Here is a 26,873-nt window from a genome sequence, read left to right as displayed (position 1 = left end):
CAGAAAAGGAGAGGAAACAGGCAGAAAAAAACACGGGGGGGGGGGGGGCGCCGGGCCCCCCCCCCCCCCCCCCCCCCCCCCCCCCCCCCCCCGCGCCCCCCCCGCCACCGCGCACGCGATGATGGTCGAAAGACGTCTCGTGTCGAACGGGAGCCATAGATGCGAATCGGTGTCGTATTTCCGCAGAACGAGATCGGCGCGGACGTGGGCGCGGTGCGCGCCTACGGGCAAGCGGCCGAGGAGCTCGGATTCCGGCACGTGATGGCCTTCGACCACGTGGTCGGCGCCGACCCGGCGGTCCACCAGGGCTGGGAAGGCCCCTACGACGTGCGGAGCACCTTTCACGAACCCCTGGTCCTGTTCGGCTATCTCGCCGCGCTGACCAGGCTGGAACTGGTCACCGGCATCGTCATCCTGCCCCAGCGGCAGACGGTCCTGGCGGCCAAGCAGGCGGCGGAGGTCGACCTGCTCACCGGCGGCCGCTTCCGGTTCGGCGTGGGGCTCGGCTGGAACCAGGTCGAGTACGAAGCCCTGGGCCAGGACTTCGCCACCCGGGGCAGGCGAATCGAGGAGCAGGTCGGGCTGATGCGCCGGTTGTGGAGCGAGCAGTCGGTCACGTTCGAGGGCAGCTTCGACCGGGTGACCGGGGCGGGCCTCGCGCCGCTGCCGGTGAGCAGGCCGATCCCCGTCTGGTTCGGGGCGCAGTCGCCTCCGGCCTACCGCCGCGCCGGCCGGCTGGCCGACGGGTGGTTCCCGCAGATGTCTCCCGGACCGCGGCTGGACGAGGCGAGGGCCATCGTCGAGGAGGCCGCCTCGCAGGCCGGACGCGACCCCTCCGCCATCGGCATGGAGGGGCGCGTCAGCTGGACGGGCGACGCCGACGAGCTGGGCGCGCTGGCGGGCCGGTGGCGCGAGGCCGGTGCCACGCACCTGGCCGTCAACACCATGAAAGCGGGGCTGAGCTCCGTCGACGAGCACATCGCCGCCCTGGCGACCGCCTCGGTCGCACTCGGGCTGCGCGAGAGCTGAGCCGGGTCGGAGCGAGGCGGGGCAGGGCTCACCGGTCGAGCGGGCACGGTCGAACGGCAGGGTCAGATCGAGGCGAGGCCGGCGCCGACCAGGACGCGCAGGTGCTCCAGCAGGTCTTCGGTCGTGGCGGCGAGCGGCTGGACGCAGACATGGTCGGCGCCCGCGTCGAGGTGGTCGCGCACCCTCTCGATGATCGCCTCCGGGTCGCCCCAGGCCACGATGGCGTCGACCAGCGCGTCGCTGCCGCCACCGGTGACGTCGTCCTCGCTCCAGCCCAGGTCGAGCAGGTTGTTCACGTAGTTCGGCAGGCCGAGGTAGAGCGACATGAAGCGGCGGGCGGTCTGCCGCGCCCGTACCGGATCGGTGTCCAGCACGACCGTCTGCTCCGGTGCCAGCACGGGATCGGGGCCGAGAACGGCACGGGCGCGCGTGGTGTGCTCCACGGGGACGAAATAGGGGTGCGCCCCCTGCGTGCGCTGGGCGGACAGCTCCAGCATCCGGGGGCGGAGCGCGGCCAGCACCCGCGGCGCCGGCGCGGGCAGCGGGCCGCCGTATTTCGCCGAGTCCATGGCGTCGAGGTAGTCGCGCATCGCCGACACCGGCCTGCTGTAGTCATGACCGCGCATCTCCACGGCGGGCGCGTGGCTCACGCCCAGGCCGAGCAGGAACCGCCCGCCGTACGCCTCGGCGAGCGCGCTCGCGCCGTTCGCGGCGGCGGTGGCGTCGCGGGCCCAGATGCTGGCGATCCCGGTGGCGATCATCATGCTCTGGGTCGCGTCGAGCAGCAGCCCCGCATGGACCAGCGACTCCTTGCCCGCCGGGGTCTCACCGAACCACAGCGTGCCGAAGCCCAGGCTCTCGATCTCGCCGGCGGCGTCCCGCTCGACCACGGCGGGCTCGCCGGTCAGCGTGGCGTTCCAGACGCCTACCCGCCCCATGCGCCGCTTCAGCGCCGCCACGTCGATGCTCGCCTCCGGCATCGCAGTCACCACCTTGGTCGTCACCTGTCACCCAGGCCACCACGATATGTGGCGTAACGTCGGCGTAGCGCAAGGCCCGCTTCATGACTTGCCGTCGTCTTTGTCACCCGCCCGGCCCGCGCCGCCTGACGCGCCGTCTCTGTCACGTGCCGCCCCCGCCGCAGCCGCCTCCACCGCAACCACCGCCGCCGCTGTCCCCGCCGCTGCTGCTGCCGCCGCTGAAGTCGCCGCCGCCGTAGCCGCCGCCCGAGTGCGACCCCGAGCGGTCGGAGCCGAACAGGCCGCCGAGGTCGAAGAAGCCGCCACCGCACGACCCTCCGCCGGAGGCGCCGGCGGCGTCGTGGACTGGGATGCTCGTCCTGCCGTACGACCCGCAGTGTCCCGGAGCGCAGCACGCGGCGCGCGATCGGGTCCTGGTCCGGGTGTCGCGGCGCAGCGTGTCGGCGAGCCGCCGGTCGGGCAGCTTCGTCAACCCGTGCAACGCCACCTCGCTGATGTCGTCGGAACTCTGCCACGAGCCGTCCGCGAGGGCCCGGACGTCCGCCCGCTCCAGCGCCGCCCGTCCGGACCTGGTGAGCGGGTCGGCCAGCCGGCGGCGGAGCAGGAAGGAGCAGCCGAGCCCGGCCACGGCGGCCACGACCGCGATCGCGACCGCGCCCACGGGGCCGTGCAGAGCCGTCCCCACCGCGGCCGCGAGCACCGCCAGCGCGGCGAGGACGACCAGCAGGCCGGTACGCCGCCGTGCCCTCACCCGGGCGGCCGGCGGCATCAGGTAGCCCCGCCGCAGCAGGGGGGCGGACAACCATCGCATCGCTTCGGCGTCGCCGGCGCCGTGGCGTACCTCGGCCGCGGTGGATCCGCCCATCCCGCCCTTGACCTGCCGGTATACCGCTCGCTCGATCCGGGCCCGCTTGCTCGGCCGGAAGCCCTGCACCGGCGTGACGACCCCCTCGCTGGACACCCGGACCCCGCCCTGGGCGACCAGCGACACCAGCGCCGTGTTGATCACCCGGCGCGGCCCGCCCGCGAGATAGGCCGCCTGGTAGAGGTCGAGTGGAGAGCCTGTGGCCGGCGCCGTCCTGGATCGGGCGGCGGACAACGCCAGGTGTGTACGTGCCGCGGCGAGGGCGATGAGTGCGACCAGCGAGATGGCGATCGCGTAGGAAACCCCGTCCATTGTGTCTCCCCTTGAGCAGAGAAATGATGAAACGCAGGCGGCCCCCTGTGCTTGGAAGACGTTCCCCGTCCGGCCGGCGGTTCCCCGGCGAATGAGCAGAACGAGCAGAAGCGCCGCGAGCGCGCCCGCGATCCGCTGATCACCGTGCGGCGCCGGCCTGGCCGCGACCCGTACCGGCGTGGAACGCGGGGCTTGCGGGTGGCGTGCGCCCATGAGGGGTTTAACCAGGCAATATCCTGATACGGCGGGGCTCGGGCGGGCAGGGACCTATGAGGGACCCATGCCTCTGCCGGACATGATGGCGACACCCGGAGAGTGCCGTCAGGGGGTGTTCGTGATGCGCGACTCGGTGATGCGACAAGTGCGGAGATACCGGTTCGACCGCAACCCGCTGCGCCGCCGATCCGACCGCCTGGAGAGTCTCGCGCTGCTGGTCGCCGTGTTGCTGGTGCTGCTCAGCGCGTGGCCCGCGGTGACGGCGGGGCGGCAGGCGTACCAGAGCGCGGCGAACGCGGGCGCCGGCGGGCGGTTGCAGGTGAACGCGACGCTGCTGGCGGACGTGCCCGTCAGCCCGACGTCGCTCGGCTCGGTGCCCAGGGGCGGCCCGGTCCAGGCGCGGTGGACCATGCCCTCCGGGCAGGAGCACACCGGTCAGGTACGCGGGCCCGCCATGGCCAAGGCGGGCACGACGGTGCGGATCTGGGTCGACGAGACCGGCCGGCCGGCACTCCCGCCGCCGACCGCGGTGGAGATCCACGTCACCGGCGTGGTGACGGGGATGCTCGTCATGCTGGCCGCGGTGGCGGCGGTGCTGACGGCCCTGGCGGGGTTCCGGTGGCTGGTGAACCGCGGCCGGTACCGCGCGTGGGAGGACGCCTGGTCGCTGGTCGACGAGCGGCGGCGCCGCCGCTCGTAGGCGCATCCCCATCGCCCACACGTGACATCGCCCGTAACGGATGATTCCGCGCGGTCGGTGCGCATCATGATATTTCCTGCTTTGGCCGTCGGGTGCCGACACGCCAGGCAGCGCGCAACCTCCGTAACCGGCGCGGGTGTGGTGGACATGCGCCGACATGCACGGAGGGTGCCAGGACGATGACTTACAGTTTCCCCGTCATTTTCAGTCATCGCCTGTTCAGGGGGACAGATGAGATCACGGACCATCCCGATCACGACGGCCGCCGCCCTGGCCATGACCGGCCTCATGGTGCCGGTGGCCGCCGCGTCGGGGGCCGGCAGGGCCGCTGCACCCGTGGCGGGGCCGGCGGACACGCGCCCGCGGTGGCCGCACGGCGCGGACAAGTCGCCGGAGATGGACGCCCACCGGTCGAGCGACTTCTGGACGCCCGCCCGCATGGCGGCCGCGCTCGGCGCGCCCCTGCCGGAGACCGAGCTGACGCCGTACCACGGCGAGGGCGCGGCCCGGGTCACCGGCGTCCCGTCGTCCCAGCGGCTGACGCCCGGCGGTGACAGCAACGGCTACGCCAAGGTCCGGCGCCCGTACAGCAAGCTCCCGCACACGCGCGCGGCCGGCCGGCTGTTCTTCGTCGACGCCCACGACAAGCTCAGGTCCTGCACCGCGGCCGTGGTGCGCTCGCGCGACGAGTCGCTGATCGTCACCGCCGCGCAGTGCGTGTACGGCGAGCCCGGCGACCACCACGAAGGGGGGTACCGCCAGGATCCGCGGCACCACGGCTGGCATCGCTACCTGCTGTTCGTGCCCGCCTACGACGGGCGGAAAGAGCGGGAGCCGTACAGCCGCTGGGGGGCGGTGCGCGCGTGGAAGCCGAGCGCCTACACCGGCCACGAGGGCGGGGGCGCCAACTCGCCGTACGACGTCGCGCTGGTGGAGGTCGAGAACATCTACACCGACCAGACGTTGCAGGACCGGGTGGGCGGCTACACCGTGCTGCGCAACCAGGGGGGCTACTTCAGGGTCAACACGATCGGCTACCCCGCCGTGCACAAGAACCGCGCCTACCAGGGCAAGGACCAGATGTGGTGCGAGGGCCGCACCCGCCCGGCCCGCCCCTACGAGCCGCGCCGCCACGACGTGCGGTTCGGCGGGCTGACCACCCACAACTGCCAGCTGGTCGACGGCGACAACGGCGGCCCGTGGATGGTGCGCGCCCCGGGCAGCGGCCTCGTCGGCGTGACCTCCACCGGGCGGTCGCACAACGGCGACAACGGCAGCACCACCGCCACGGCGCTGGGCATCGACTCGTACGGCGCCATCGTCAAGGCGGCCGACCCGGAGGGCGTCTACGACCAGCTGTCGATCAGCGCGGACGTGGCGGACGGGACGATCGAGCAGGGCGAGAGCACCATAGCCACGCTGACGGTCGCCATGAACGGCCTGAGCGGCGCGGCGGACGTGCCTGTCAGCGTCCGGCTGCCGCGCGGGTTCCGCCTGGTGCCCGACTCCGAGTCCGACTGCGAGGGGACGAGCGGCGAGGTGACCTGCACGATCGACACCATCTACCCGGGGCAGACGGTGGAGCTCAACCTGCGGATCGCGGCCGACGACGTCGCCCCCGGCAGGTACCGGTTCCGTGCGGACGTCGAGCGCACCCACCTCAACCCCGACCCGCGCGGCACCGTCGCGTACTTCAGGATCCACGTCGTTCGCTGATCGTACGTGAACGCCGCCTCGCGGCGGTTTAGGGACCGGCCCGCCCTCCTTTGGGGGCGGGCTTGGCCCTGACGTGCATGCGCTCGCCCTGCGGGCCGAACAGGGCCAGCACCTCGGCGGGCTCGGAGTCGGGGTTGGCGAAGCCGTGCGGCGTGCGCGTGTCGAACTCGGCCGCCTCGCCCGGGGTCAGGATCACGTCGTGCCGCCCGAGCAGCAGGCGCAGCCGGCCCGACAGGACGTACAGCCACTCGTAACCCTCATGGACCTGCTGCTCCAGCTCGCAGCCCGGCCAGTGCGGCGGGTAGATCTGCTTGAACGCCTGCAACCCGCCCGGCCGGCGGGTCAGCGGGATGTACGTCCTGCCTCCCTTGAGCTTGACCGGCCGCATGTGCACCCTCGGGTCGCCGGTGACGGGCGCGTCGATCAGCTCGTCGAGTTGCACCTGATGGGCTGTGGCCAGCAGGAGCAACAATTCCAGTGTCGGCTTGCGCTGCCCGGCCTCCAGGCGCGACAGCGTGCTGACGGAGATGCCCGTGCTCGCGGACAACTGCGCCAGCGTCACGCCGCGCTCCTGTCGCAACGCCCGCAGCCGCGGCCCCACCGCCTGCAGCACTTCGTCGAGTTCCATGGATCCAGCTTGCCATTTCGGCAATGATATTTGTCAAACTCGCGCCTCGTCGCGGACAGTGGCCGCACCACACGGACAAGAGGAGCGGCAATGGACACGAGATATGACGTGATCGTCGTCGGCGGCGGCGCCGCCGGGCTGAGCGGCGCGCTCGCGCTGGCCAGGGCGCGGCGCAGGGTGCTGGTGATCGACGCGGGGGAGCCGCGCAACGCGCCCGCCGATGGTGTGCACGTCTACCTGGGGCGCGAGGGCGTGCCGCCGCACGAGCTGCTGGCGGCCGGCCGCGATGAGGTGACCGGGTACGGAGGCGAGATCGTCACGGGCACGGTCGAGACCGCCGAGCGCACCGGCAAGGGGTTCCGGCTCGCGCTCGCCGACGGGTCGCAGGTCGAGGCCGCCCGGCTGCTGGTTACCACCGGACTGGTCGACGAGCTGCCCGACGTGCCCGGGCTGGCCGAGCGGTGGGGCCGCGACGTGCTGCACTGCCCGTACTGCCACGGCTGGGAGGTACGCGACCAGGCGATCGGCGTCGTGGCCACCAGCCCGCTCGCCGTGCACCAGGCCCTGCTGTGGCGGCAGTGGAGCGACGACGTGACCCTCTTCCGCCACACCGCGCCCGAGTTCGGCGAGGAGGAGATCGAGCAGCTCGTCGCCAGGGACGTCACGGTGGTGGAAGGACGTGTCACCGGGCTGCAGCTGACCGGCGGGCGGATCAGCGGCGTGCGGGTGAACGGCACGGTGGTGCCGCGCCGGGCCCTCGCCGTCGCCACCCGGATGACCGCGCGCTCCGGCCTGCTCGCCGGGCTGGGGCTGGAGACGGCCGAGCAGGAGATGGCCGGGCACGTGGTCGGCACCTACGTCCCCGCCGATCCGGCGGGCGCGACCGGCGTGCCCGGCGTGTGGGTGGCGGGGAACGTGACGAACCTGCCCGAGCAGGTCATCGGTGCGGCGGCGGCGGGTGTGCGCGCGGGCGCGGCCATCAACGCCGACCTGATCGCCGAGGAGACCCGCCGGGCCGTCGCCGTCCGACGGGCGCACGCGGGTGGCCAGATCTCTCCGGAGGAGTTCTGGGACGCCTTCTACACCGAGCGCCCGCAGATCTGGAGCGGGAGGCCCAACGTCATGCTCGTGCGCGAGGCCACGGACCTGGAGCCGGGCCGGGCGCTCGACCTGGGATGCGGCGAGGGCGCCGACGCGATCTGGCTCGCGGAGCGGGGCTGGCGGGTGACCGCCACCGACATCTCCCGCGTCGCCCTCGACCGGGGCGCCGAGCAGGCCAAGGCCGCGGAGGTGGCCGACCGCATCGACTGGCAGCGGCACGACCTGGGCAGCACGTTCCCCGACGGGCACTACGACCTGGTCTCGGCCTCGTTCCTGCACTCGAAGAGCGAGCTGCCGCGCGAGAAGATCCTGCGCTCCGCGGCGGCGGCCGTCGCGCCCGGCGGGGTGCTGCTCGTCCTCGGGCACGGCGGCTGGCCCAGCTGGGAGCACGACCCGATGCCCGGCGTGCACTTCCCGACGACGCAGGACGTGCTCGACGCGCTCGACCTGCCGGAGGGGGAGTGGGAGGTGCTGCGCAGCGAGGAGTACGAGCGCAGCCAGCACGACCACGAGGGCCGGCCGGGCACCCGCACCGACAACGTGCTGAAGATCCGCCGCCTTCCCTAGGGCCGTCGTTGACGGGGTCGCTGATCCCTGATCTTCTGATCGCGCGGCCCCGTCCCCCGGCCCCGTCCCCCGGCCCCGTCCCCCGGCCCCGTCCCCCGGCTCCGTCCCCCGGCTCCGTCCCCCGGCTCCGTCCCCCGGCTCCGTCCCCCGGCTCCGTCCCCCGGCTCCGTCCCCCGGCTCCGTCCCCCGGCCCCGTCCCCCGGCCCCGTCCCCCGGCCCCGTCCCCCGGCTCCGTCCCCCGGCCCCGTCCCCCGGCTCCGTCCCCCGGCTCCGTCCCTGGGGCCGTTCCGTGCGGAGGTGGTGTCCCATGCCGACGGGTTCGAGCTGCGTGCGGGCTGGCGGGCCAAGCTGGCCCAGCGCACGGTGTCCGACTCGATGTGGCAGTCGGGAGCCGCGATCACCCTCCTCGACCTGGGCAAATACCGGGTGACCACGTAGAGGGACGGCGTCCTCGTCCGTGACCAGCAGGAGCAGCTGCTCAACCGGCTGGACACCCTGTTCGGGCCGCACAGCACCACCTCGCCGGAGAACACCAAGGCCAGGAGCGTCAACGAGTCCATTCTCGGCTCCCGGGCCGGCGCCTTCCACACCTGCCTGACCGGCCTGGGCAACGACGCGCTCGCACGGCCACGACAGGGGCTCCTGGCCCGCCGTCCTGGTCGACTTCCTCCAGTACGCCTACGGCACCGCCCCGGCCCGCTGCCCCAACGCCTGAGCACGGCGTCGTCGTTCTAGCGGCCGTGGGTGGTGAACCATGTCGCGATCTGCACCCGGGAGGAGAGGGACAGCTTGGTCAAGATGTGCTCGACGTGCCCTTCGGCGGTGCGCTGCGCGATGACCAGCCTCGCGGCGATCTCCTTGTTGCTCAGCCCCTGGGCGACCAGTTCGGCGACCTCCTGCTCGCGAGGCGTGAGGACGGAGGGCCGCGGGCGTTCGGCCGAGGAGCCGCGGTCGACGTCGAGCGCGTAGTCGACGGCCTGGTCGAGGGACAGGCCGGCGCCTCGCTGGAAGGCGCTCATGTACGCGCTCGCGCCCAGGGCGCCGCGCACCCGCGTCTGGCAGATGTTGTGGAAGTCGGTGAAGGGCCGCAGCCCGGGCGTCACCGTGCCGATCGAGCGCCACACCATGCCCGCGGCGCCGAACAGGGTGGCCGCCCGCTCCTCCCGGCCGTGCGCCGCCTCGATCCAGGCCAGCACCTCCAGGCTCTCGGCGACGCCCCACCGGTCGTCGTGGCGGCGCATGACGTCGAGCCCTTTCTTGACCAGCGCCGCCGCCCGGTCGTGCGCCCCCTGGAACCAGTGCGAAAGGCCCGCCACCCACAGCGCGTTGGACCTGGACAGGTAGGCGCTGAGGCCCTCGCACATCGCCAGGCACTCACCCGCCGAGGACGCGGCCTGGTCACGGTCGCCCAGCGCCGAGTGGACGATCGCCAGGTGGAACAGGGTCATCCACCCGCCCGCCTGATCATCGTCGGCCAGGTAGCGCTCGCGCGCCTCCAGCAGGAGCGCGAGCGCCTCGCGGTGCTCGCCCTTCAGGTGGGCGGCCAGCCCCGAGAAGTGGGTGGCACAGGTCAGCGCGCCCGGATGGTCCAGCCGCCGCGCGAGATCGTGGCACTCGCTGAGCAGGGGCAGGGCGGCGTCCACGTCACCCTGTCTGAGCGCGAACCAGGCGGCCACCCACAGCGCGTCGGCGCGGACCGGGGTGGCCTCGGGAGCCGCTTCGAGGGCCCGGGTCAGCAGGCGGCGGCCCTCGCCGAAGGAACCCGCGGCGAAGAGCCAGTAGTTCCACAGCGAGGTGACCATCTCCAGCGCCGCGTGCGCCTCGCCGGGCTCGCCGAGGCTGAACTCCAGCGCCGTCCTGAGGTCGTCCTTCTCGTGCTGGAGCCTGGTGACCCACCGCGCCTGGTCGGGGCCGAACCACTCGTCCCGTGCCCGCCGCGCCAGGCCCAGAAAATAGTCGCGGTGCCGCCGGCGCAGCTCCGGCTCCTCGCCGGAGTCCACGAGGATGGCATGGCCGTATGCACGGATGTTGTCGAGGAAACGATATCGGGCGCGCCCGGCGCGCTCGGAGCGCGTCAGGATCGACTTGTCGAGCAGACCGACGAGCAGGTCGAACACCTCCTCCGTGGCGATCTCGCCGCCGGAGCAGACCTGCTCGGCGGCTTCCAGGCCGAACTCGCCGGGAAACACCGACAACCGGGCCCACAGGGCGCGCTCGGCGGGGTCGCACAGGTCGTAGCTCCAGTCGATCGCCGCGCGCAGCGTCCGGTGCCGGGGGACGGTGGTGTGCCGCCGGTTCACGAGGAGCCGGAACCGGTCGTCCAGGCGGTCGAGGATCTGGGCCACGGACAGCACCCGCACCCGCGCCGCGGCGAGCTCGATGGCCAGCGGAACGCCGTCCAGCCGCCGGCACAGCTCGGCCGCCGGCTCGTTGTCGTCGCCGAGGGCGAAGTCCGGCTGGACGGCCGCCGCCCGCTCGGCGAACAGGGTCAACGCCTCGTCGGACGCCGTGGACCGGCCGTGCCCGGGCAGGGCGAGCGGCGGCACCGTGAACACGCACTCGCCCTCCACGCCGAGAGCCTCACGGCTGGTCGCGAGGATCCGCAGCCCAGGGGCCGCGCCCAGCAGCTTGCCGGCGAGTACGGCCGCCGCCATGGGCATGTGCTCGCAGTTGTCCAGCAGCAGGAGCAGCTGCCTCGACTCCAGGAGTTCCACCAGGCCGGAGTCGGGCCGCTGCGGGGATTCGTCGAGGAATCCCAGGGCGTCGAGGACGGCGGGGGCGAGTGACTCGCCGTCGCTCAGGGGGGCGATGTCGACCAGCCACACGCCGTCACGGAACGCCCGGCGCACGTCGGCCGCGACGCGCAGCGCGAGCCTCGTCTTGCCCACACCGCCGGCGCCGGTCAATGTCAGCATGCGGGCCTGGGTCATGAGCCGCCGCGCCTGGGCGAGCTCGTGGCGGCGGCCGACAAAGCTGGTCAGTTCGAGCGGCAGGTTGCCGTCGGGCCGTTTCGTGGCCATGTCCCACAGTAACGTGACAGGTCAAGCCCGGCCGCCCGCGGGCCCAGACGCCTGGAAATCTACATTGTAAAGGCGCCGGGCTCGGCACCGTACACGGTGCCCTTGCCGGAAAGCCGCACCGGCGGCGCGGCGGCCGGCACGAAGGCCGACTGCCCGGGGCGCAACGTGAGGCCCTCTCCGAGGCGGCTCTCGCCGTCGACGCAGAGCACGATCCGCGGTACGCCGCCGGGCAGGGTGTGGGCGGCCTGGCCGGTCAGGTCGTAGCGGGTGAGCGCGAACTCGGGGGCGGGCGGCCGGTAGCGGTGCTCGCCGGCGGTGTCGTGCCCGGGAGGGACGACGTGCGGGGCGGCCGGCGTGAAGTCGACGACGCGCATGAGTTCGGGGACGTCGACGTGCTTGGTGGTGAGGCCGCAGCGCAGCACGTTGTCGGAGTTGGCCATGATCTCCACGCCGATGCCGCCGAGGTAGGCGTGGGGCACCCCGGCGCCGAGGTAGAGCGCCTGGCCGGGGAGCAGGTCGACGTGGTGGAGGAGGAGTGCGGCCACGATGCCGGGGTCACCGGGGCATGCGCGGGCGATGCCGGCGTAGGGAGCGAGGTCGTCGCCGCCGGAGCCGGCGCCGGCGCCGGTGCCGCTGCCGGGGCCGAGGTCGAGCAGGGCGCGCTCGACCTGGGCGCGCAGCGGCCGGGACGCGTCGTCGAGCATCTGGGCGAACACCGTGCGCAGGGCGGTCTCCGGCTCGCCGGAGCGGAGCGTGCCGATCCAGGGCCGCAGGTCCGGCAGGCACAGGCGGTCGAGCAGGTCGGCGGTGCCGGCGGGGTCGCGGAACCCGCACAGCCCGTGGAAGGGGGTGATGGCGCAGACCATCTCGGGCTTGTGGGAGGCGTCCTTGTAGGTGCGGGTGGCGTCGTCGAGCGGGACGCCGCGGGCGTTCTCGTCGGCGAAGCCCGCCTCGGCCTGCGCGGTGGTGGGGTGGACCTGGAGGGAGAGCGGCCGCTCGATGGCGAGGACCTTCAGCAGGTAGGGGAGCGCGGGCCCGAATCGTGCGGTGGAGCGCTCGCCGAGGGTGGCGGCGGGCTCGCGGGCGATGAGGTCGTTGAGGGGGATGCCGTCGACGGTCGACGGGGCGCCGGGGTGGGCGCCCATCCAGAGTTCGGCCTGCGGCCGGCCGGTGGGTTCCGTCCCGAACAGCTCGGGCAGGGCGGTGACCGAGCCCCAGTCGTAGGGGCGGATGGTGGTGGCCAGGCGCATGGGCGCGTCGGTCGGCGGCAGGTCGTTCTGTGGCACGGCGTCGGCTCCAATCGTCGTCCCTGGAGCGTAGAACGCGATCGGCGGGCGTCAGCACTCAGGTGCCGTGTTGCGGGCGGCGCGCGTTTTCCCGCCGCCTTCCCCTGCCGCCGGGTCGGCCGGCCCGCGCGCCGATCGAGGCCGGGGTGGACCTGGCGGGCCGGCGGGCTCGCCAGGGCGCACGACCTGATCGACGGCGGCGGGCCTGGCCGACGCCGGCGGATCGCCGGGTCCGAGGCGGGTCACCGTGCGAGCGGATCACCGGGCCTGCGGCGGGTCACCGCGCGCGCGGGCCCAGCAGGACGGGCATGGTGCGGGTGCTGTTGCCGAGCAGGGTGTCCAGCGGGCGCAGCTCCTCGGCCGGCACGGCGGGCGCGATCTCCGGAAACGCGTCGAAGAGCGCGGACAGCGCCACCTCGGCCTCGAGGCGGGCCAGTGGCGCGCCGAGGCAGAAGTGCGGGCCGTGCCCGAAGGACAGGTGAGTGGCCGGCGGGTCGGTGAGGTCGAACAGGTGGGCGTCCTCGCCGTACTGGTCAGGGTCGCGTCCAGCGGAGGCGAAGCAGGCCAGCACGGGCTCCCCGGCGCGCACGCGCACGCCGTCGATCTCGACGTCGCGCCGGGCGTAGCGCATGGGGAAGTAGGCGATCGGCGAGTCCCAGCGCAGGGTCTCCTCGACGGCCGCGCTGTAGGGGCATTTGCCCGCGCGCAGCAGCTCGACCTGGTCGGGCACGTGGAGCAGGGCGCCGATGGCGTTGGTGATGAGGTTGACCGTGGTGACGTGGCCGGCGATGAACAGCAGCTCGATGGTGGCGAACAGCTCCTCGTTGGAGAGCCGGCCGCCGTCCTGCTCGCGCAGCGTGATCAGGTCGGTGATGAGGTCCTCGCCGGGGCTGTCGCGGCGCTCGTCGATGATCTGGCCGAGCAGCACGTGCAGGGCCTGGCGCAGGTCGGGTGTGTCGTCGAGGCTGCCGCCGACCTGCGCGACGGCGTCGGTGAGCTCGTGCAGTCTCTCCTGGTGCCCGGCCGGGATGCCGATCATGTCGGAGATGACGTCGCGGGGCAGCGGGTAGGCGAACTCCTTGCGCATGTCGACCGGCCGGCCGGGCGGCATCGCGGCGAGCCGGTCGATGAGTGCGGCGGTGAGTTCCTCGATTCTCGGGCGCAGCCCTTTGAGCCGGCGGGGCGTGAACGCGGCGGTCAGCGGGGCTCGCAGCCTGCGGTGTTCGTCGCCTTCGGCGTTGAGCATCGAGGTGTCGGTGACGATGCGGGTGATGGCCGTGCCCGGCGGGGCGCTGTCGCGGTCCTTCCAGTAGCGCAGCTCCCTGGACAGGTCCGGGTGGGTCAGCACGGCCAGCAGCGTGGAGTAGCGGGTGGCGGCCCAGGTGTGCACGCCTTCCGCGGTCACCGGGACGAGCGGCCCGGCCGCGCGCAGCCGGTCGTCGTCGCCGTGCAGGTCGGGGGTGGCCGGGTCGAGGATGAAGCGGTGGTCGTCTGTCATGGTCATCCCGTTCGTCGTGGGCTGACCGCCAGCGCGGTCACGTCGAAGCCGGGGTCCTGGTCGAGGTAGAGGTCGCGGACCAGCTCGCCGGCGGCGGGCGCGTTGCACAGGCCGTGGCCGGAGAAGCCGGTGGCGTACAGGAACGCCGGAGGGCCCGGCTGGTGGCCGATGAAGGCGGTGCGGTCGGGGCTGGCGTCGCGCAGGCCGGTGACGGCGGTGTGCAGCGCGAGCTCCGCGAGGCTCGGGTAGACGTCGGCGACCCGGTCGGCGACCTCGCGCCGCCACGCCTCCCGGTCGGGCCCCGGGTAGCCCATGCCGATCAGCATGCGGTCGTCGCGGACCCTGATGAGCAGGCCGGTGGCGGCGTGCAGGGTGACCGGGACGTCGGGCGTGCCGGGCGGCAGCGGGTCGGTGGTGAGCAGCTCCTGCTCGATGGGCTCGGTGAGCGGCAGGTCGACGCCCGCGCAGCGGACGAGCGAGGCCGACCAGGCGCCGGCGGCGCAGATGATCGCGTCGGCGCCGATCTCGCCGCTGGCCGTGCGGATGCGGCCGGCCTGCGCGTCGATGCCGGTGACCGGGCAGCCGGTACGCAGCACGGCGCCGGCCTTCTCGGCCGCCTGCGCGTAGGCGGTGACGATGGCCGTGGTGTCGGAGATGTAGGCCTGCGGCGAGTACGCGGCGGCCAGCAGCGGCGTGTCGTCGCCGACGAGGGGGTTGAGCTCCCGTGCCTCCTCGGCGGTGATGAGGCGGACGTCGACGCCGGCGGCGTGCTGGGCGGGCAGGTCGGCCTGGAAGGCGGACAGCTGCTCGGGCTCGGTGAACAGGATCAAGTAGCCGACCTGCCGCAGGGGCAGGTCGGTGCCGGGCCGGTCAGGGAAGGCGTGGTAGGCCTGCAGGCTGCGTACGGCCAGCGCGGAGCTGACGGGGTTGCCGGCGAAGTAGGAGCGGACCACGTCGGCGGTGGCGCGGGAGGCGCCGGAGCCGAGCGTGCCGCGTTCGAGCAGGGTGACGTCGACGCCGGCTTCGGCCAGGTGGTAGGCGATCGACAGGCCGATGACGCCGCCGCCGACCACCACCACCCGGGAGCCGCCGTTCACACCGGCTCCCGTACGGCGCGCAGGCTCTCGCCGGCCTGCCAGGGGAACAGGTGCAGGTTCCAGCCGCCCAGGCAGTTGCAGTAGAGCGCCATGTGGGCCATGACGGAGATGAAGTCCTCGTGGCTGTCGAGGCGCTCCAGGCCCGACAGGAGGCGCTGGGTGAAGTCCCACAGGGTGTCGAGGCCGCAGTAGCCGAGGAACTCGGCGGGTGTGGCGGCGAGCTGGCGGGTCATCTGGCGCAGCCACGGCATGGGCATGCCGTCGAGGGCGGCGCGGACGAGGCCGCCGTAGCAGCTGTAGCCGAGCGGGCGGGTCTCGCCGTTGACGAACAGGAGCGTGGTCAGGACGGTCTCGTAGCTGCCTGCGCCGGAGGGGATGCGGCCCTCGTGGAGGTCGACGAGCTCGCGGGGCGGGTCGAGCCAGATGCGCTGGGTCTCGGCGTGGACGTCCTTGACGAGTTCGTTGAGCTGCGGGTCGCCGATGGGCAGCCGGGGCAGGACGTGGCCGCCGTCCCCGCCGGCGCGGCGCACTTCGGCGATGACGGGTTCCTTGGTGGTGTAGACGGCGTTCCAGACCTCGTGGCCGGCCTGGGTGAGGGCGTCGAGGTCCTCTTCGGCGACCTGGCCGACGGGGGTGGCGGTCATGGGCTCGGTGAGCTCGCCGTACTTGATGCCCAGGTGCTGCAGGCGCGAGCAGAACAGGGTGCCGTCGGGCACGGTGCGGCGGTCCACGCGGTATTCCGCGGGGGCGTGCAGCAGCGAGTGGACCGGGGCCACGTGGTAGAGGTGGTATCCCGCGACCAGGGCGTGTCCTTGCAGGCTGCGGTAGGGGAGCGCGTCCCACAGGCATTGGGCCAGGGCGGGGTTGCGCTCGTCGAGTTGGGCCGCCACGGTGATGCCGAGGCTGGGCCAGGTTATTTCCACACGCTTAGTCTCGTTCACAGTACGTCACTGTATCGTCGCATTTTGTGGCGAAACAGGGCGTGGTCAGGGTATTTACCCGGACATGACCGCATCTGGGTGCTGCCCCAGCGGCGCCCAGATCCGGGCGTCGCTCCAGATCGAGCGCTCGTCGACGTACGGCCGCAACAGCGCGGTGAGCACCGGATCGCCCCGCCCCGCCAGCTCGTCCTCGGCGATCCTGCGGGCCACGCCCACGATGACGTCGGCGACCTGGACCCGGACGTCGAGGGACGACTCGGCCAGCCGCAGCCCGGCGAGCCGGCCGTCGAGGATCTCCCGCAGCTGGGCGACGCGCTCGTCGGTGAGGGTGGTCTGCCGGTCGTGCACGATCCGGACCGGTTCGCCGCCGCGGTGCCAGAACTCCACGGCCCGCACGATGGCCGGGATCAGCGGGTCGAGGGCGGGGAAGACGTGCGGGGCCTCCAGCAGCCGCTCCCTGAAGGCGGCCACCCGCGGCCTGGCCTGCCACAGCAGCTCCATGATCTCGCCCGCGGGCCCGGGTCCGCGCAGCTCGTCCACCAGGAGGAAGGCGTCGTCGGCGGACATGGTGACGCCCTGGCCGTTCTTGGCGCGAAGCAGGTAGTTGAAGGAGTCGAGGAAGGACGTCCACCGCGCGGCCCCGAACGCGCGCGGGCCCTCGCGGTGGAGCGTGAGCGCCCTGGCCGCGGAGAGCTGGCCGAGGTCGAGGTCGATGCCCGGCGGGTGGCCCGCGTCGAGCAGGGCGACGATCTTGCGTACGGCGAGGAAGGGTTTGTCGGCCAGGAAGACGTGGGCGCGGCCGAGCAGCGGACCCGACGGGCCGAGCAGCCACCTGAGCGTGGCCCGGTGCTTGTCGCGCAGGACGTGGGCGGCCGCGTACTGGCTGGCCGGGGTGGGCGCCCTCTCGCGCAGCTCGCCGATGCACTCTTCCGCCGCCCGCCGGCTGATCAGGACGGCGGCGTGGGCGAACACGTCGGTGTTGCCGCCGACGAGCTTCTCGCCCTCCGCGCCGGACTCGTCGCACACCACTTCAAGAGGTTCCGACACGTACGCAAATGTAACCAAGGCCGCGCCCCGCCCGCGAGGCCATTCCGGGCGGGGCCGCGTCCTGGTGGATCGCCGGTTCAGCCCTTGATGCCGGTGAGCAGGACGCCCTTGACGATCCACCGCTGGGCGATGAGGAAGAGGGCGACCAGGGGCAGGATCGCCACGAGCGCGCCGGCGAACAGCGCCGGCAGGTTGACCGCCTGCTGGTTGAGGTTGGTGGACAGCGCCACCTGCACGGTCCAGTACTCCGGGTCCTGGCCGATGACCAGCGGCCACAGGAAGGCGTTCCAGTGCTCGATGAAGGACAGGATGCCGAGCGAGGCGAACAGGGCGCCGGAGTTCGGCAGCGCCAGCCGGGCGTACAGGCCGAGGAAGCCCAGGCCGTCCACCCGGCCCGCGTCCTCCAGCTCGCGCGGGAAACGCAGGTAGAAGCCGCGGAACAGCAGCACGGCGAACGCGCTGAACAGGCCGGGCGCGATCAGCCCCCACAGGGTGTTGACCCCGCCCATCGAGCCGACCACGACGAACGTCGGGATGAACGTGGCCGCGCCCGGCACCATCATCGTGGCGATGATGAAGAAGAACACCGGCCTGGACGCCGCCACGGGGATGCGGGCCAGCGCGTACCCGGCCATCGACGCGAGCAGCGTCGACAGCGGCGCGGAGATCGTCGCGATGAGCGTGGAGTTCACCAGGGCGTGCGCCAGCGGCACCGCCTCGTTGCCGAAGGCGTCGGCGAAGCCCTGGAAGCTGATCTCCTCGGGCCACCAGCGCCATTCGAGCGAGCCCAGTTCCCGCCTGGTCATGAGCGCGTTGCGGATCAGCAGGTAGAACGGCAGCAGGAACGGCACCGCGAAGACGATCGCCGCCGCGTAGGAGCCCGGATGCCGTCTCCTCATCGCCCCTCCTCCTCGGCGGTCCTGCCGAACCCGGCGAAGCGGCCCTGCAGCAGCGTGAACACCACGATCAGCAGGGTGACGACGAACGCCCCCGCCGATCCTGCGCCGTAGTTCTGCTCGCCGAGCGCCGTCTGGAACAGGTAGATCAGCGGTGTCCTGCCGTCCGCGCCGCCCAGCCCCGACAGGTTGGAGGCCAGGATGTTGTAGAACTCGTCGAACGCCTGGAACGCGTTGATGATCAGCAGCAGCGTCACCGCGACCGACGTGTTGCGCAGCATCGGCCAGGTGATGTGCCGGAACAGCTGCCCTTCGGTGTGCGCGCCGTCCACCCGCGCCGCTTCGTACAGCTGGGCGGGGATCTGCTGGATGCCCGCCAGGAAAAGGATCATGTAGAAGCCCGTCTGCAGCCACAGCCGGACCGTGACCAGCACGATCCAGTACAGCGGCGGGTCCACGGTCGCCACCCAGCCGATCGAGTCCTCGTGGCCGAGCAGGTAGGCCAGGCTGTTGGCCACGCCCGACGGCGTGCCGCTGAACAGGCTCATCTTCCACACGAGCGCGCCGACCACGTACGAGACGGCCGCCGGGATGAAGAACGTGGTCCTGAAGAACGCCCGGCCGCCGCGCAGCCGGTTGACCAGCACCGCCAGGCCCAGCGCCAGCGCGAACGTCACCGGGACGATGAACAGCGTGAACACCAGGATGGTGACCAGCGATCTGGTGAAGGCGGGGTCGCCGAGCAGCCGCCGGTAGTTGTCCAGGCCGTTCCACGAGCCGAGGCTGATCGTGCCGCGCGCGTCGTTGAAGCTGAGCAGCAGGCCCCAGCCGATGGCCACGTACTTGAACAGCAGGAGCCCGGCCACCATCGGCAGCGTGAGCAGCACGAACGCGCGCCAGGCCGGCCACCTGGAGGCCCACCGCGCGCGGGCGCGGTGGGGCCCGCCGGCGCGGGGGCGCGCGGCCGTCGTCGTCATAGCGCGGGCACCTTGTCCAGGATGTCCTGGGACCGCTTGGCCGCCTCCGCCAGCGTCCTGGCCGGGTCGGCGCCCTTCTTGACGATGGCGGTGACCGCGTCGGTGTAGGGCTGTTCCACCTCGGGGGTCCACAGGGCGGGCTGCTTGACCCCGTGCGTGTTCGCGGCCTCCATCACCGCCTGGGCCGGACCGGTCCTGAGCTTGTCCGCCGCGTTCGCGGCGCTGGTGCGGGGCGGGATGTGGAAGCCGTAGCCGAGGTTCCAGTCGGTCTGCGCGGCGGTGTTCTCCACCCACAACCAGCGCACGTACTTCGTGGCCGCCTCCAGGTGGGCGCTCTTGCCGTTGACGACCTGCACCCAGCCGCCCATGTTGACCACCTGCCGGCCGCTGGGGCCGAAGGCCGGCAGCGGGAAGGAGGCGAAGTCGTCGCCCAGCTCGGCGGTCATGCCGGGGACGGCCCACATGCCGACCCACTGCATGGCCGCCGCTCCGGTGATCAGCGCGCCGGGGTCCCACCAGTCGGTCGAGTAACCCTGCAGGGTCACCTTGCTGTCGTACAGGTCCTTGAGCGCGGTCAGCGCCTCGACCACCTTCGGGTCGTCGTAGATGATCTTCCGGTCGTCGACCAGCAGGTTGCCGTTCGACCAGGGCACCAGCATCCCCAGGTCGCCGATGCCGTCGTTGCCGACGAACAGGCCCTTCTGCCTGCCCGTGGTCAGCTTCCTGGCCGCCGCGGCGAACTCGGCGAAGCTCGTCGGCACGGCCACCCCGGCCTTCTGGAACAGCGACTTGCGGTAGAACACCAGCATCGGGTCCACGACCATGGGCACGGCGTAGACCTTGCCGCCCCACGTGTACGGCGCCAGCACCTTGGGGTCGAAGTCGGACTTCTCCGCGCCGAGCACGTCGTCGAGCGGTGTGACCTGCCCGGCCTTGACCATGTTGGGGCCGACGTCGTTCACCTCGTAGACGTCGGGGCCGTCGGGGGTCAGGACGGCGGCCGTCCACTTGGTGGCGTAGTCGCCGGGGATCCACGACACCTTGACCGCGATGTCGGGGTTGGCCTTGGTGAAGTCGGCGGCGTAGCGCAGGGCCGCCTGCTGGGTGCCCTCCTCGCCGTACTCGTGGTACCAGTGGTTGAGGGTGATCTTGGCGTTGCCGGTGGCGGGCGGGGTCTTGGTCTTGGCCAGCGGGTCGCCGCCACATGCGGAGACGGCGGCGCCGGCGACGAAGAGCACGGATCCTTTGAGCAGTCCGCGGCGGGTGAGTGGTCTGTCCATCGAGGCCACCTCTCGTGGGGGAATGAGATCGGTGCCGATGCGAGGTAACCGGTTACTTCTGACGTCGTGAGGCGGACGCTAGACGCGTCGGCAGGTGGCGTCAATGCGCTGTTAACTTTTTGTTACAAAGCTGCTGGAGCTGGCCTTGACGGACCGTGGTGGATCTCTTAGCGTCGCGGGCATCAGCCATGTAACCGGTTACCCGTCTGGAGGTTCGCCGTGAGACTGCCGCCCGATCGGGCCGCCCGCGCGTGCACCGGCCAGGCCCGGGAGCGGGTGGCGCCGCGCGCGCCCGGCGTCGGCGTCACCGGGCCCGTCACCGGGCCCGTCACCGGGCCCGTCACCGGGCCCGTCACTGGGGCCGCCGTCACCGCGGCTCTCCGCACCGGGGAGGCCACGTGACCCCGTCCGGCCGGGTCACCATCCGTGACGTGGCCAGGCGGGCCGGGGTGTCCGTGGCCACCGTCTCCCGGGTGCTCGCCGGCGACTACCCCGTGCTGGCCGCCACCCGCAACAAGGTCGTCAGGGCCGTGCGCGAGCTCGACTACGTCCCCAACGCCCACGCCAGGGCCCTGTCGGCGGCCCGCCCCGGCGCCATCGCGATCGTCGTCGACAGCGTGGCCATGCCCTACTACGCCTACATCGCCCAGGGCGTGGAGGAGCAGGCGGCGCTCGAGGGCCGGCTGTCGCTCATCTGCACCACCGGCGGCGACCCCGGCCGCGAGCTGTCGATCGTGCGGCTCCTGCGCGAGCATCGGGCCGAGGCCGTCATCCTGGTCGGCAGCGTGATCCTGGACGACGACTACCGCAAGCGGATGACGGAGTACGCGCACGCGCTGGCGGCCGCGGGCTCGCGCCTGGTGTTGTGCGGCCGCCCGCCGCTGGGTGAGGGGGTGCCGGCCCTGGTCGTCGGCTACGACAACACCGGCGGCGCCCACGCCGTGACCGCCCACCTGCTCTCGGCCGGTCACCGCAGCATCCTCTACCTCGGGCTGCGGCCCGGCCACACCACCTCCGAGAGCAGGGTGGCCGGCTACCGCAGCGCGCTGGCCGAGCACGGCGTGCCCGCCGACCCGGCGCTGGAGGTCGAGGCGGAGTTCTCGCGGGAGGCCGGCTACGACGCGATGAAACGCCGCCTTGCCGAGGGGCCGCCCGGCTTCACCGCCGTCTTCGCCGGCAACGACCTGGTCGCCGCCGGGGCCATCCAGGCGCTGGACGAGCACGGGCTGCGCGTCCCCGAGGACATCTCGATCGTCGGCTACGACGACGTCCCGCCGGCGCAGGACCTGCGCCTGACGACCGTGCACCTGCCGCACGACGAGCTCGGCCGGGCCGCCGTGCGGCTCGCGCTCGGCCGGGTGGGCGCCGGCCCGTTGATCCTCGGCACCCACATCGTGGTACGCGGCTCGGTCCGGCCGCTCGGCCCGCGGTGACCTTCCCGATGAGCCCGCTCGCGGCCTTCGCCCTGCGGCCGCCGCTGCTGCCCGAGCTCTTCCCGCCGGACCTGCGGCGCCGGTTGTCGCTGGTGGCCCGGGTGCACGACCGCGTCATCGACCGTTTCGACGGGCCACTCGACGCCGACATCCTGATCACCGGCTGGGGCTGCCCGCGCATCGACGCCGGCGTGCTGGCCGCCGCGCCCCGGCTGCGCGCGGTCGTGCACGCGGCGGGCAGCGTCAAGGGCCATCTGACGGCGGAGGTGTTCGACCGGGGCATCGTCGTCTCCTCGGCCGCGCAGGCCAACGCGGTGCCCGTGGCCGACTTCACGCTGGCGATGCTGGTGCTGGCGGCCAAGCAGGCGTTCGTCCGCGCCCGCGCGTACGCCGCCGGCGGCTGGTCGGGCGACGCGCTGCCGGGCGTGGCCACGCCGGGGGAGCGCGGCGGGCTGGCCGGCGCGGTGGTCGGGGTCGTCGGCGCCTCGCGGGTGGGCCGGCTGGTCATCGGACGGCTGCGCGCCCACGGCGCGGACATCCTGCTCAGCGATCCGTACGCGAGCCCTGAGGAGGCCGCCGCGCTGGGCGCGGGCCTCGTCCCCCTCGACGAGCTGTGCCGGCGCGCCGAGCTCCTCACCGTGCACGCGCCCGAGCTGCCGCAGACGCGCGGCCTGCTCGACGACCGGCGGCTGTCGCTCCTGCGCGACGGGGCGGTGCTCGTCAACACCGCCCGCGGCGCCCTCGTCGACACCGACGCCCTGGTACGCCACTGCGCGGGTGGCCGCATCGGCGCCGTCCTCGACGTGACCGACCCCGAGCCGCTGCCCCCGGGCCACCCGCTGCTCGCCCTGCCCAACGTCCTGGTGACCCCGCACATCAGCGGGGCGAGGGGCCGGGAGCTGCGGCGGCTGGGGGAGTTCGCGGTGGCGGAGGTGGAACGCCTCGCCCGCGGCCGCCCGCTGCGTGGCGCCGTCCGCCCTGCCGACCTGCACCGCATCGCCTGATGCCGCCGCGGCGGGTCTCCCGCGCACGCGGAGGGTCCGGGGCGGGCCGTACGGGATTCCGCACGGCAGGGGAGGAGCGGATGAGCCGGGAGGCGCTGGTGCGGCGGACGCGGGGGAGGGGCCGATGAGCCCGGACGCGCTGGTGCGGCAGGCGCGGGAGGAGGCCGCCAGGGCGCGTACGGAGCCCCTCCCCGCCCTGACCTTCGCCCTGTGGCGCCGCTACGCGGACACCGGCGACCGCCAGGCCTACGAGCGGGTCTACTTCGAGCGCCGTCGCCGCCTGGCCGCCCTCATGCTTGCCGCGCACCTGGACGATCGCCCCGACCCGGCGCTGGACGACCTGCTGTGGTCGGTGTGCGACGAGCACACCTGGGTGCTGCCGGCCCACGAGCCGCGAGACCGCCCGGTCAACGCGTTCGTCGACCTGTTCGCCGCCGAGACCGGCCATGCCCTGGCGGAGGCGGTGGGCCTGCTCGGCGAGCACCTCGACCCGCGGGTGCGGGCCCGGGTGCGCGAGGAGGTGGAGCGCAGGGTCCTGCGCCCGCTCCGGGAGGAGGCGCCTCCCCTGTGGTGGGAGTCGGCCGGGCACAACTGGGCGGCCGTCTGCGCGGGCGCGGCCGGGATGGCGGCGCTGGCGCTGGACTCCGAGCACCTGCCGGCCCTGCTGCCCCGCCTGGAGCGGGCCCTGGAGTCGTTCCTGGCGGGCGCGGGCCCGGACGGCGCCTGCCTGGAGGGGCCCGACTACTGGTCCTACGGCTTCGGCTACTTCGTCTATTTCGCCGAGGCGCTGCGCGAGCGCACGGGCAGGGACCTGCTGGACGACCCCCACGTACGCGAGATGGCCGCCTACCCCGCCAGGATCGACCTGGGCGGCGGCGCGCGCCCGGCCTTCGCCGACTCCTCCGGCACGGGCGCCTACCCGGCCGGTCTGCTGGAGCGCCTGGCCGGACGCCTGGGCGTGCCCGTTCCGCAGGGGCGGGAGCCGTCGTTCCACGACGACCCCTGCTACCGCTGGGCCCACCTGAGCCGCACCCTGTGGTGGGCGGCACGGGCGACACGGGCGCCGCGCACCCCGCCGGCGCCGTGCGACCGCCTGCCGGACGCCGCGATCGTGGTCGCCAGGGCGGGTGGCACGGCCTTCGCCGCCAAGGGCGGCCACAACGACGAGCCGCACAACCATCTCGACCTGGGCCACTTCGTCCTCCACGTCCACGGCAGGACGGTGCTGGACGACCTGGGCGCCCCCGAGTACACGCGCGACTACTTCGGCGCGGGCCGCTACGCGGTGCCGCAGGCCTCGGCGGAGTGGCACTCGATCCCGCTGATCGACGGCAACGGGCAGCGCCCCGGCCGTGACCGCCGCGCCGAGACCGTCCGGTACGCGGCCGGCCACGACACCGTGGACTGGACGCTGGACCTGACGGCCGCCTACGACGCGCCCCGGCTCATCCGCTTCACCCGCGCCTTCGCCTGGCGGCCGGGGCGGCTGGAGCTCACCGACACCTTCGCCTTCGCGGGCGGCGACCGCCCGGTGGCGGAGCTGTTCGTCTCCCGCCTGCGCCCCGAGGTGGGCCACGGCTCCGTCGGCTGGGGGCCGGTGGTGCTGGAGGTCCCGCCCCCGTGGCGGGCCCAGGCGGAGGAGCTGGAGGTACGCGGCCATGACGGCGTGCCGGAGACGGTGCACCGCGTGCGCCTGACCGCCGCCGTCCCGTCCGGCCCGCATACCTTCGTCTTCACCGTGCGTTGACGGTCGCTGGAGCAAAGGAGCGAATCTGTAGCGCGATATGTTGATTAATGCCCCCGAATGGGGAATACTCTGATCCAGAAGTCCAGCAGAGGGCTTCGACCCACGCGTTATACGTGGCGTGCCTCTGCCTGGGCTTTTTCGCGTCTGCAGGGGCCGCCATGATCTGACCTTTGGAGCATCAGATGGCCGTCCTGGAGATCACACTCGAAGAGATGACCGCCGAGCAGCTGCTCACCGAGATGAACCGGCCCGAGACGCCGGAGCTGCGCAAGGTACGGATCCGTGAGCGGGTCGTGGCCATGTACGACGCTCTGGTGGGCGAGGTCACCCGCCGCTACCGCTACCGCGGCGAGCCGATGGAGGACCTGCGCCAGGCCGCGTACGTGGGCCTGATGAAGGCCATCAACGGATTCGACCCCACCCTGGGGCACGACTTCCGCGGCTACGCGATGATCACGATGGTCGGCGAGGTGAAGCGGCACTTCCGCGACCGCACGTGGGCGATCCGGGTGCCGCGGGTCTACCAGGAGCGCCGCCTGGAGCTGAACAAGGTGACCAGCGAGCTCACCCAGACCCTCGGTCGCGCCCCCACGGTCGCCGAGCTGGCCGGCAAGATGGGCATCTCGGAGGAGGACGTGCTGCTCGCGCTCGACGCGTCCGCCGCCTACAGCACCCTGTCGCTGGACGCGCCGGTCGGCGGCGAGGACGACGCGGCCGACCTGGGGGACTTCCTGCCCGCGCAGGACGACTCGCTCGACAACATGCTCGGCAAGCACGCCATCAAGCCGCTCATCGACGCGCTCCCCGACCGTGAGCGCAACATCCTGCTGATGCGGTTCTACGGCAACATGACCCAGTCGGAGATCGCCACGGAGTTCGGCATCTCGCAGATGCACGTCTCCCGCATCCTGCGCGCCGTGCTCACCAAGCTGCGCACCGCCCTGCAGGACTGACCGCCCCGCTTCCGCCCACCGGCCGCCCGTGCTCATGCCCGTGCCGGTGGGCGGAGTCATGTCGCGCGCGGGATGACGGCCGAGGACGCAGCCGCCCGCGCTCTCCGCGAACCTCCGGAAGAGCCGCCCGGCCCGAGCCGGTGCTCGCGCCGGGCCGGCGGTCACATCCCGATCCGGCAGCGGAACGCCGTCCGGGGGTGACGGTGATCGCGGCATTCGCAGTACGGTTCTCCCTGATCGATGCGTCCGGATGTGTCCATGTCACGGCACCCTCACGTTGCTCCGAAAGTTTCAGGAAAGTTATTGCCGCACAACGTCCGGCAAAGCCGGTGACCTCGGGCCTCATGGGCCGGTCAGATCTGCAACATAGCAGTTGACGACACTCTTGACAGTTTTCCGCGAGGCCCCTTATGTTGCCGCAATATTAAGCATTTTTCCTTGAAAGTTTCGGCTTCACATACCGCAATATGCGTGGCATGTTGCCGTGGGAAGCCCGAAGGGATGGCATGACGGGCCAAGGAGCGATCGACACGTCCCCCACGCCGGACGACAGCACGCGATGGCGGGACCCAGGGCTGTCCCCCGGCGAGCGAGCCGAGGCCCTCATCCCGCTCATGACGCTGGAGGAGAAGGTCGCCCAGCTGGTCGGGGTGTGGGTCGGCGCCGGCGCTTCGGGAGAGGGCGTCGCCCCGCACCAGACCGAGATGGCGGGCGGGCCCGAGTGGAGCACCGTCATCCGCCACGGGCTCGGCCAGCTGACCAGGCCGTACGGCACCGCGCCCGTCGACCCCGTCGCCGGCGCCCGGTCCCTGGCCGCCTCCCAGGCCGAGATCGTGGCGACCAGCCGGTTCGGCATCCCGGCCCAGGTGCACGAGGAGTGCCTGACCGGGTTCGCCGCCTGGCGGGCGACCGTCTACCCGGCGCCGCTGAGCTGGGGCGCGACGTTCGACCCCGGGCTGGTCGAGGAGATGGCCGGGCGGATCGGACGCTCCCTGCGGGCGGCCGGCGTGCACCAGGGCCTGGCGCCGGTGCTCGACGTGACCCGCGACTACCGCTGGGGCCGTACCGAGGAGACCGTCAGCGAGGACCCCTACCTGGTCGGCACCATCGGAGCGGCCTACGTGCGCGGGCTGGAGGGCGCCGGCGTCGTCGCCACGCTCAAGCACTTCGCCGGCTACTCCGCCTCGCGCGGCGGGCGCAACCTCGCCCCCGTGCCGATGGGACGCAGGGAACTGGCCGACGTCGTCCTGCCGCCGTTCGAGATGGCGCTGCGCCTGGGCGGCGCCCGGTCGGTGATGAACTCCTACGCCGAGATCGACGGCGTTCCCGTGGCGGCCGACGACGGCCTGCTGACCGGGCTGCTGCGCGACGAGTGGGGCTTCACCGGCACGGTCGTCGCCGACTACTTCGCGATCCGGTTCCTGCAGAAGCTGCACGGCGTGGCCGCCGACGCCGCGGAGGCGGCCGGGCTCGCCCTGCGCGCCGGCATCGACGTCGAACTGCCCACCGTCGACACCTTCGGCGAGCCGCTGATCGAGGCGGTGAAGGCGGGCGCGGTCGACGAGAAGCTCGTCGACCGC

Annotated in this window: 23 protein-coding genes; 11 read left to right on the top strand and 12 right to left on the bottom strand. The window is 72.9% G+C overall.

The genetic code is table 11. The features are described from left to right. Positions 1-159 precede the first annotated feature (159 nt). Positions 160-1,029: an LLM class F420-dependent oxidoreductase gene (locus tag ACZ6SA_RS16940; protein ID WP_347644387.1), complete on the top strand. Its 870-nt coding sequence runs from the start codon at positions 160-162 to the stop codon at positions 1,027-1,029. A 62-nt stretch (positions 1,030-1,091) separates the two neighbouring features. Here ACZ6SA_RS16940 and ACZ6SA_RS16935 read toward each other — a convergent pair whose 3' ends face one another. Together ACZ6SA_RS16935 and ACZ6SA_RS16930 are read right to left on the bottom strand one after the other, a co-directional pair. Next, positions 1,092-2,009, bottom strand: a complete 918-nt coding sequence (locus ACZ6SA_RS16935; RefSeq protein WP_465828778.1) for an LLM class F420-dependent oxidoreductase — start codon at positions 2,007-2,009, stop codon at positions 1,092-1,094. Between the two features lie 142 nt (positions 2,010-2,151). Then, the gene (locus ACZ6SA_RS16930; RefSeq protein WP_347644385.1) at positions 2,152-3,186 is read right to left on the bottom strand and encodes a TIGR04222 domain-containing membrane protein; all 1,035 of its coding nucleotides are present in this window, start codon (positions 3,184-3,186) and stop codon (positions 2,152-2,154) included. Between the two features lie 280 nt (positions 3,187-3,466). On the opposite strand from ACZ6SA_RS16930, the gene ACZ6SA_RS16925 reads away from it, so the two are divergent. Together ACZ6SA_RS16925 and ACZ6SA_RS16920 are read left to right on the top strand one after the other, a co-directional pair. After that, on the top strand, positions 3,467-4,102 hold the full coding sequence (locus ACZ6SA_RS16925; protein WP_347644384.1) for an Rv1733c family protein: 636 nt from the start codon (positions 3,467-3,469) through the stop codon (positions 4,100-4,102). A gap of 231 nt (positions 4,103-4,333) precedes the next feature. Beyond that, the gene (locus ACZ6SA_RS16920; RefSeq protein ID WP_465828776.1) at positions 4,334-5,818 is read left to right on the top strand and encodes a hypothetical protein; all 1,485 of its coding nucleotides are present in this window, start codon (positions 4,334-4,336) and stop codon (positions 5,816-5,818) included. Between the two features lie 28 nt (positions 5,819-5,846). Here ACZ6SA_RS16920 and ACZ6SA_RS16915 read toward each other — a convergent pair whose 3' ends face one another. Beyond that, entirely contained in the window at positions 5,847-6,446 is a 600-nt protein-coding gene (locus ACZ6SA_RS16915) for a helix-turn-helix domain-containing protein (RefSeq protein ID WP_465828774.1), read from the bottom strand. Between the two features lie 90 nt (positions 6,447-6,536). Here ACZ6SA_RS16915 and ACZ6SA_RS16910 point away from each other — a divergent pair, with 90 nt between their 5' ends. Together ACZ6SA_RS16910 and ACZ6SA_RS16905 are read left to right on the top strand one after the other, a co-directional pair. Continuing rightward, on the top strand, positions 6,537-8,114 hold the full coding sequence (locus ACZ6SA_RS16910) for an FAD-dependent oxidoreductase (RefSeq protein WP_465828772.1): 1,578 nt from the start codon (positions 6,537-6,539) through the stop codon (positions 8,112-8,114). A 300-nt stretch (positions 8,115-8,414) separates the two neighbouring features. Next, positions 8,415-8,552: a hypothetical protein gene (locus ACZ6SA_RS16905; protein ID WP_465828771.1), complete on the top strand. Its 138-nt coding sequence runs from the start codon at positions 8,415-8,417 to the stop codon at positions 8,550-8,552. Between the two features lie 293 nt (positions 8,553-8,845). On the opposite strand, the gene ACZ6SA_RS16900 is transcribed toward ACZ6SA_RS16905, so the two are convergent. From ACZ6SA_RS16900 to ACZ6SA_RS16860, 9 genes are all read right to left on the bottom strand, one after another. Continuing rightward, complete coding sequence (locus tag ACZ6SA_RS16900; protein ID WP_465828769.1) at positions 8,846-11,134, bottom strand: ATP-binding protein; 2,289 nt, start codon at positions 11,132-11,134, stop codon at positions 8,846-8,848. Positions 11,135-11,193: 59 nt separating this feature from the next. After that, positions 11,194-12,420: a mannose-6-phosphate isomerase, class I gene (gene manA, locus ACZ6SA_RS16895; protein WP_465828768.1), complete on the bottom strand. Its 1,227-nt coding sequence runs from the start codon at positions 12,418-12,420 to the stop codon at positions 11,194-11,196. 277 nt (positions 12,421-12,697) lie between these two features. Next, the gene (locus tag ACZ6SA_RS16890) at positions 12,698-13,918 is read right to left on the bottom strand and encodes a cytochrome P450 family protein (protein ID WP_465828766.1); all 1,221 of its coding nucleotides are present in this window, start codon (positions 13,916-13,918) and stop codon (positions 12,698-12,700) included. 2 nt (positions 13,919-13,920) lie between these two features. Next, on the bottom strand, positions 13,921-15,015 hold the full coding sequence (locus ACZ6SA_RS16885; RefSeq protein WP_347644375.1) for an NAD(P)/FAD-dependent oxidoreductase: 1,095 nt from the start codon (positions 15,013-15,015) through the stop codon (positions 13,921-13,923). Continuing rightward, positions 15,012-15,956, bottom strand: a complete 945-nt coding sequence (locus ACZ6SA_RS16880; RefSeq protein WP_347644374.1) for a cucumopine synthase-related protein — start codon at positions 15,954-15,956, stop codon at positions 15,012-15,014. Before ACZ6SA_RS16880 ends, ACZ6SA_RS16885 begins: the two co-directional genes overlap by 4 nt. A gap of 54 nt (positions 15,957-16,010) precedes the next feature. Beyond that, positions 16,011-17,003 (bottom strand): hypothetical protein, encoded by a 993-nt coding sequence (locus ACZ6SA_RS16875; RefSeq protein WP_465828763.1) that lies wholly within the window; start codon positions 17,001-17,003, stop codon positions 16,011-16,013. 77 nt (positions 17,004-17,080) lie between these two features. Continuing rightward, the gene (locus ACZ6SA_RS16870) at positions 17,081-17,902 is read right to left on the bottom strand and encodes a carbohydrate ABC transporter permease (protein WP_465828761.1); all 822 of its coding nucleotides are present in this window, start codon (positions 17,900-17,902) and stop codon (positions 17,081-17,083) included. Further along, positions 17,899-18,876 carry a carbohydrate ABC transporter permease gene (locus ACZ6SA_RS16865; protein ID WP_465828759.1) on the bottom strand — a complete coding sequence of 326 codons (978 nt, stop codon included), beginning with the start codon at positions 18,874-18,876 and terminating at the stop codon, positions 17,899-17,901. The genes ACZ6SA_RS16870 and ACZ6SA_RS16865 overlap by 4 nt, the downstream gene beginning before the upstream one ends. Continuing rightward, positions 18,873-20,156 (bottom strand): ABC transporter substrate-binding protein, encoded by a 1,284-nt coding sequence (locus ACZ6SA_RS16860; protein WP_465828757.1) that lies wholly within the window; start codon positions 20,154-20,156, stop codon positions 18,873-18,875. Before ACZ6SA_RS16860 ends, ACZ6SA_RS16865 begins: the two co-directional genes overlap by 4 nt. A 219-nt stretch (positions 20,157-20,375) precedes the next feature. Here ACZ6SA_RS16860 and ACZ6SA_RS16855 point away from each other — a divergent pair, with 219 nt between their 5' ends. The 6 genes from ACZ6SA_RS16855 to ACZ6SA_RS16830 all read left to right on the top strand — a co-directional run. Continuing rightward, positions 20,376-20,558 (top strand): hypothetical protein, encoded by a 183-nt coding sequence (locus ACZ6SA_RS16855; protein WP_465828755.1) that lies wholly within the window; start codon positions 20,376-20,378, stop codon positions 20,556-20,558. Further along, the gene (locus ACZ6SA_RS16850) at positions 20,555-21,589 is read left to right on the top strand and encodes a LacI family DNA-binding transcriptional regulator (RefSeq protein ID WP_443156939.1); all 1,035 of its coding nucleotides are present in this window, start codon (positions 20,555-20,557) and stop codon (positions 21,587-21,589) included. Before ACZ6SA_RS16855 ends, ACZ6SA_RS16850 begins: the two co-directional genes overlap by 4 nt. A gap of 8 nt (positions 21,590-21,597) precedes the next feature. After that, positions 21,598-22,593: a hydroxyacid dehydrogenase gene (locus ACZ6SA_RS16845; RefSeq protein WP_347644367.1), complete on the top strand. Its 996-nt coding sequence runs from the start codon at positions 21,598-21,600 to the stop codon at positions 22,591-22,593. Positions 22,594-22,717: 124 nt separating this feature from the next. Then, positions 22,718-24,340, top strand: a complete 1,623-nt coding sequence (locus tag ACZ6SA_RS16840; RefSeq protein WP_347644366.1) for a heparinase II/III domain-containing protein — start codon at positions 22,718-22,720, stop codon at positions 24,338-24,340. A gap of 170 nt (positions 24,341-24,510) precedes the next feature. Beyond that, positions 24,511-25,293, top strand: a complete 783-nt coding sequence (locus tag ACZ6SA_RS16835) for a SigB/SigF/SigG family RNA polymerase sigma factor (protein WP_347644365.1) — start codon at positions 24,511-24,513, stop codon at positions 25,291-25,293. 506 nt (positions 25,294-25,799) lie between these two features. Continuing rightward, a partial coding sequence (locus tag ACZ6SA_RS16830) for a glycoside hydrolase family 3 protein (RefSeq protein ID WP_465828752.1) occupies positions 25,800-26,873 on the top strand: 1,074 nt, incomplete at its 3' end.

This window comes from Nonomuraea sp. NPDC049378 (assembly GCF_055586745.1).
This window is presented reverse-complemented; position numbering and strand designations above follow the sequence as displayed.

What these genes read in the sequence shown, in the direction of transcription:
- ACZ6SA_RS16940 (WP_347644387.1), top strand. Translation starts at nt 160, where the DNA reads ATGCGAATCGGTGTCGTATTTCCGCAGAACGAGATCGGCGCGGACGTG.
- ACZ6SA_RS16935 (WP_465828778.1), bottom strand. Translation starts at nt 2,009, where the DNA reads ATGCCGGAGGCGAGCATCGACGTGGCGGCGCTGAAGCGGCGCATGGGG.
- ACZ6SA_RS16930 (WP_347644385.1), bottom strand. Translation starts at nt 3,186, where the DNA reads ATGGACGGGGTTTCCTACGCGATCGCCATCTCGCTGGTCGCACTCATC.
- ACZ6SA_RS16925 (WP_347644384.1), top strand. Translation starts at nt 3,467, where the DNA reads ATGCCTCTGCCGGACATGATGGCGACACCCGGAGAGTGCCGTCAGGGG.
- ACZ6SA_RS16920 (WP_465828776.1), top strand. Translation starts at nt 4,334, where the DNA reads ATGAGATCACGGACCATCCCGATCACGACGGCCGCCGCCCTGGCCATG.
- ACZ6SA_RS16915 (WP_465828774.1), bottom strand. Translation starts at nt 6,446, where the DNA reads ATGGAACTCGACGAAGTGCTGCAGGCGGTGGGGCCGCGGCTGCGGGCG.
- ACZ6SA_RS16910 (WP_465828772.1), top strand. Translation starts at nt 6,537, where the DNA reads ATGGACACGAGATATGACGTGATCGTCGTCGGCGGCGGCGCCGCCGGG.
- ACZ6SA_RS16900 (WP_465828769.1), bottom strand. Translation starts at nt 11,134, where the DNA reads ATGGCCACGAAACGGCCCGACGGCAACCTGCCGCTCGAACTGACCAGC.
- ACZ6SA_RS16890 (WP_465828766.1), bottom strand. Translation starts at nt 13,918, where the DNA reads ATGACAGACGACCACCGCTTCATCCTCGACCCGGCCACCCCCGACCTG.
- ACZ6SA_RS16870 (WP_465828761.1), bottom strand. Translation starts at nt 17,902, where the DNA reads ATGAGGAGACGGCATCCGGGCTCCTACGCGGCGGCGATCGTCTTCGCG.
- ACZ6SA_RS16865 (WP_465828759.1), bottom strand. Translation starts at nt 18,876, where the DNA reads ATGACGACGACGGCCGCGCGCCCCCGCGCCGGCGGGCCCCACCGCGCC.
- ACZ6SA_RS16860 (WP_465828757.1), bottom strand. Translation starts at nt 20,156, where the DNA reads ATGGACAGACCACTCACCCGCCGCGGACTGCTCAAAGGATCCGTGCTC.
- ACZ6SA_RS16845 (WP_347644367.1), top strand. Translation starts at nt 21,598, where the DNA reads ATGAGCCCGCTCGCGGCCTTCGCCCTGCGGCCGCCGCTGCTGCCCGAG.
- ACZ6SA_RS16840 (WP_347644366.1), top strand. Translation starts at nt 22,718, where the DNA reads ATGAGCCCGGACGCGCTGGTGCGGCAGGCGCGGGAGGAGGCCGCCAGG.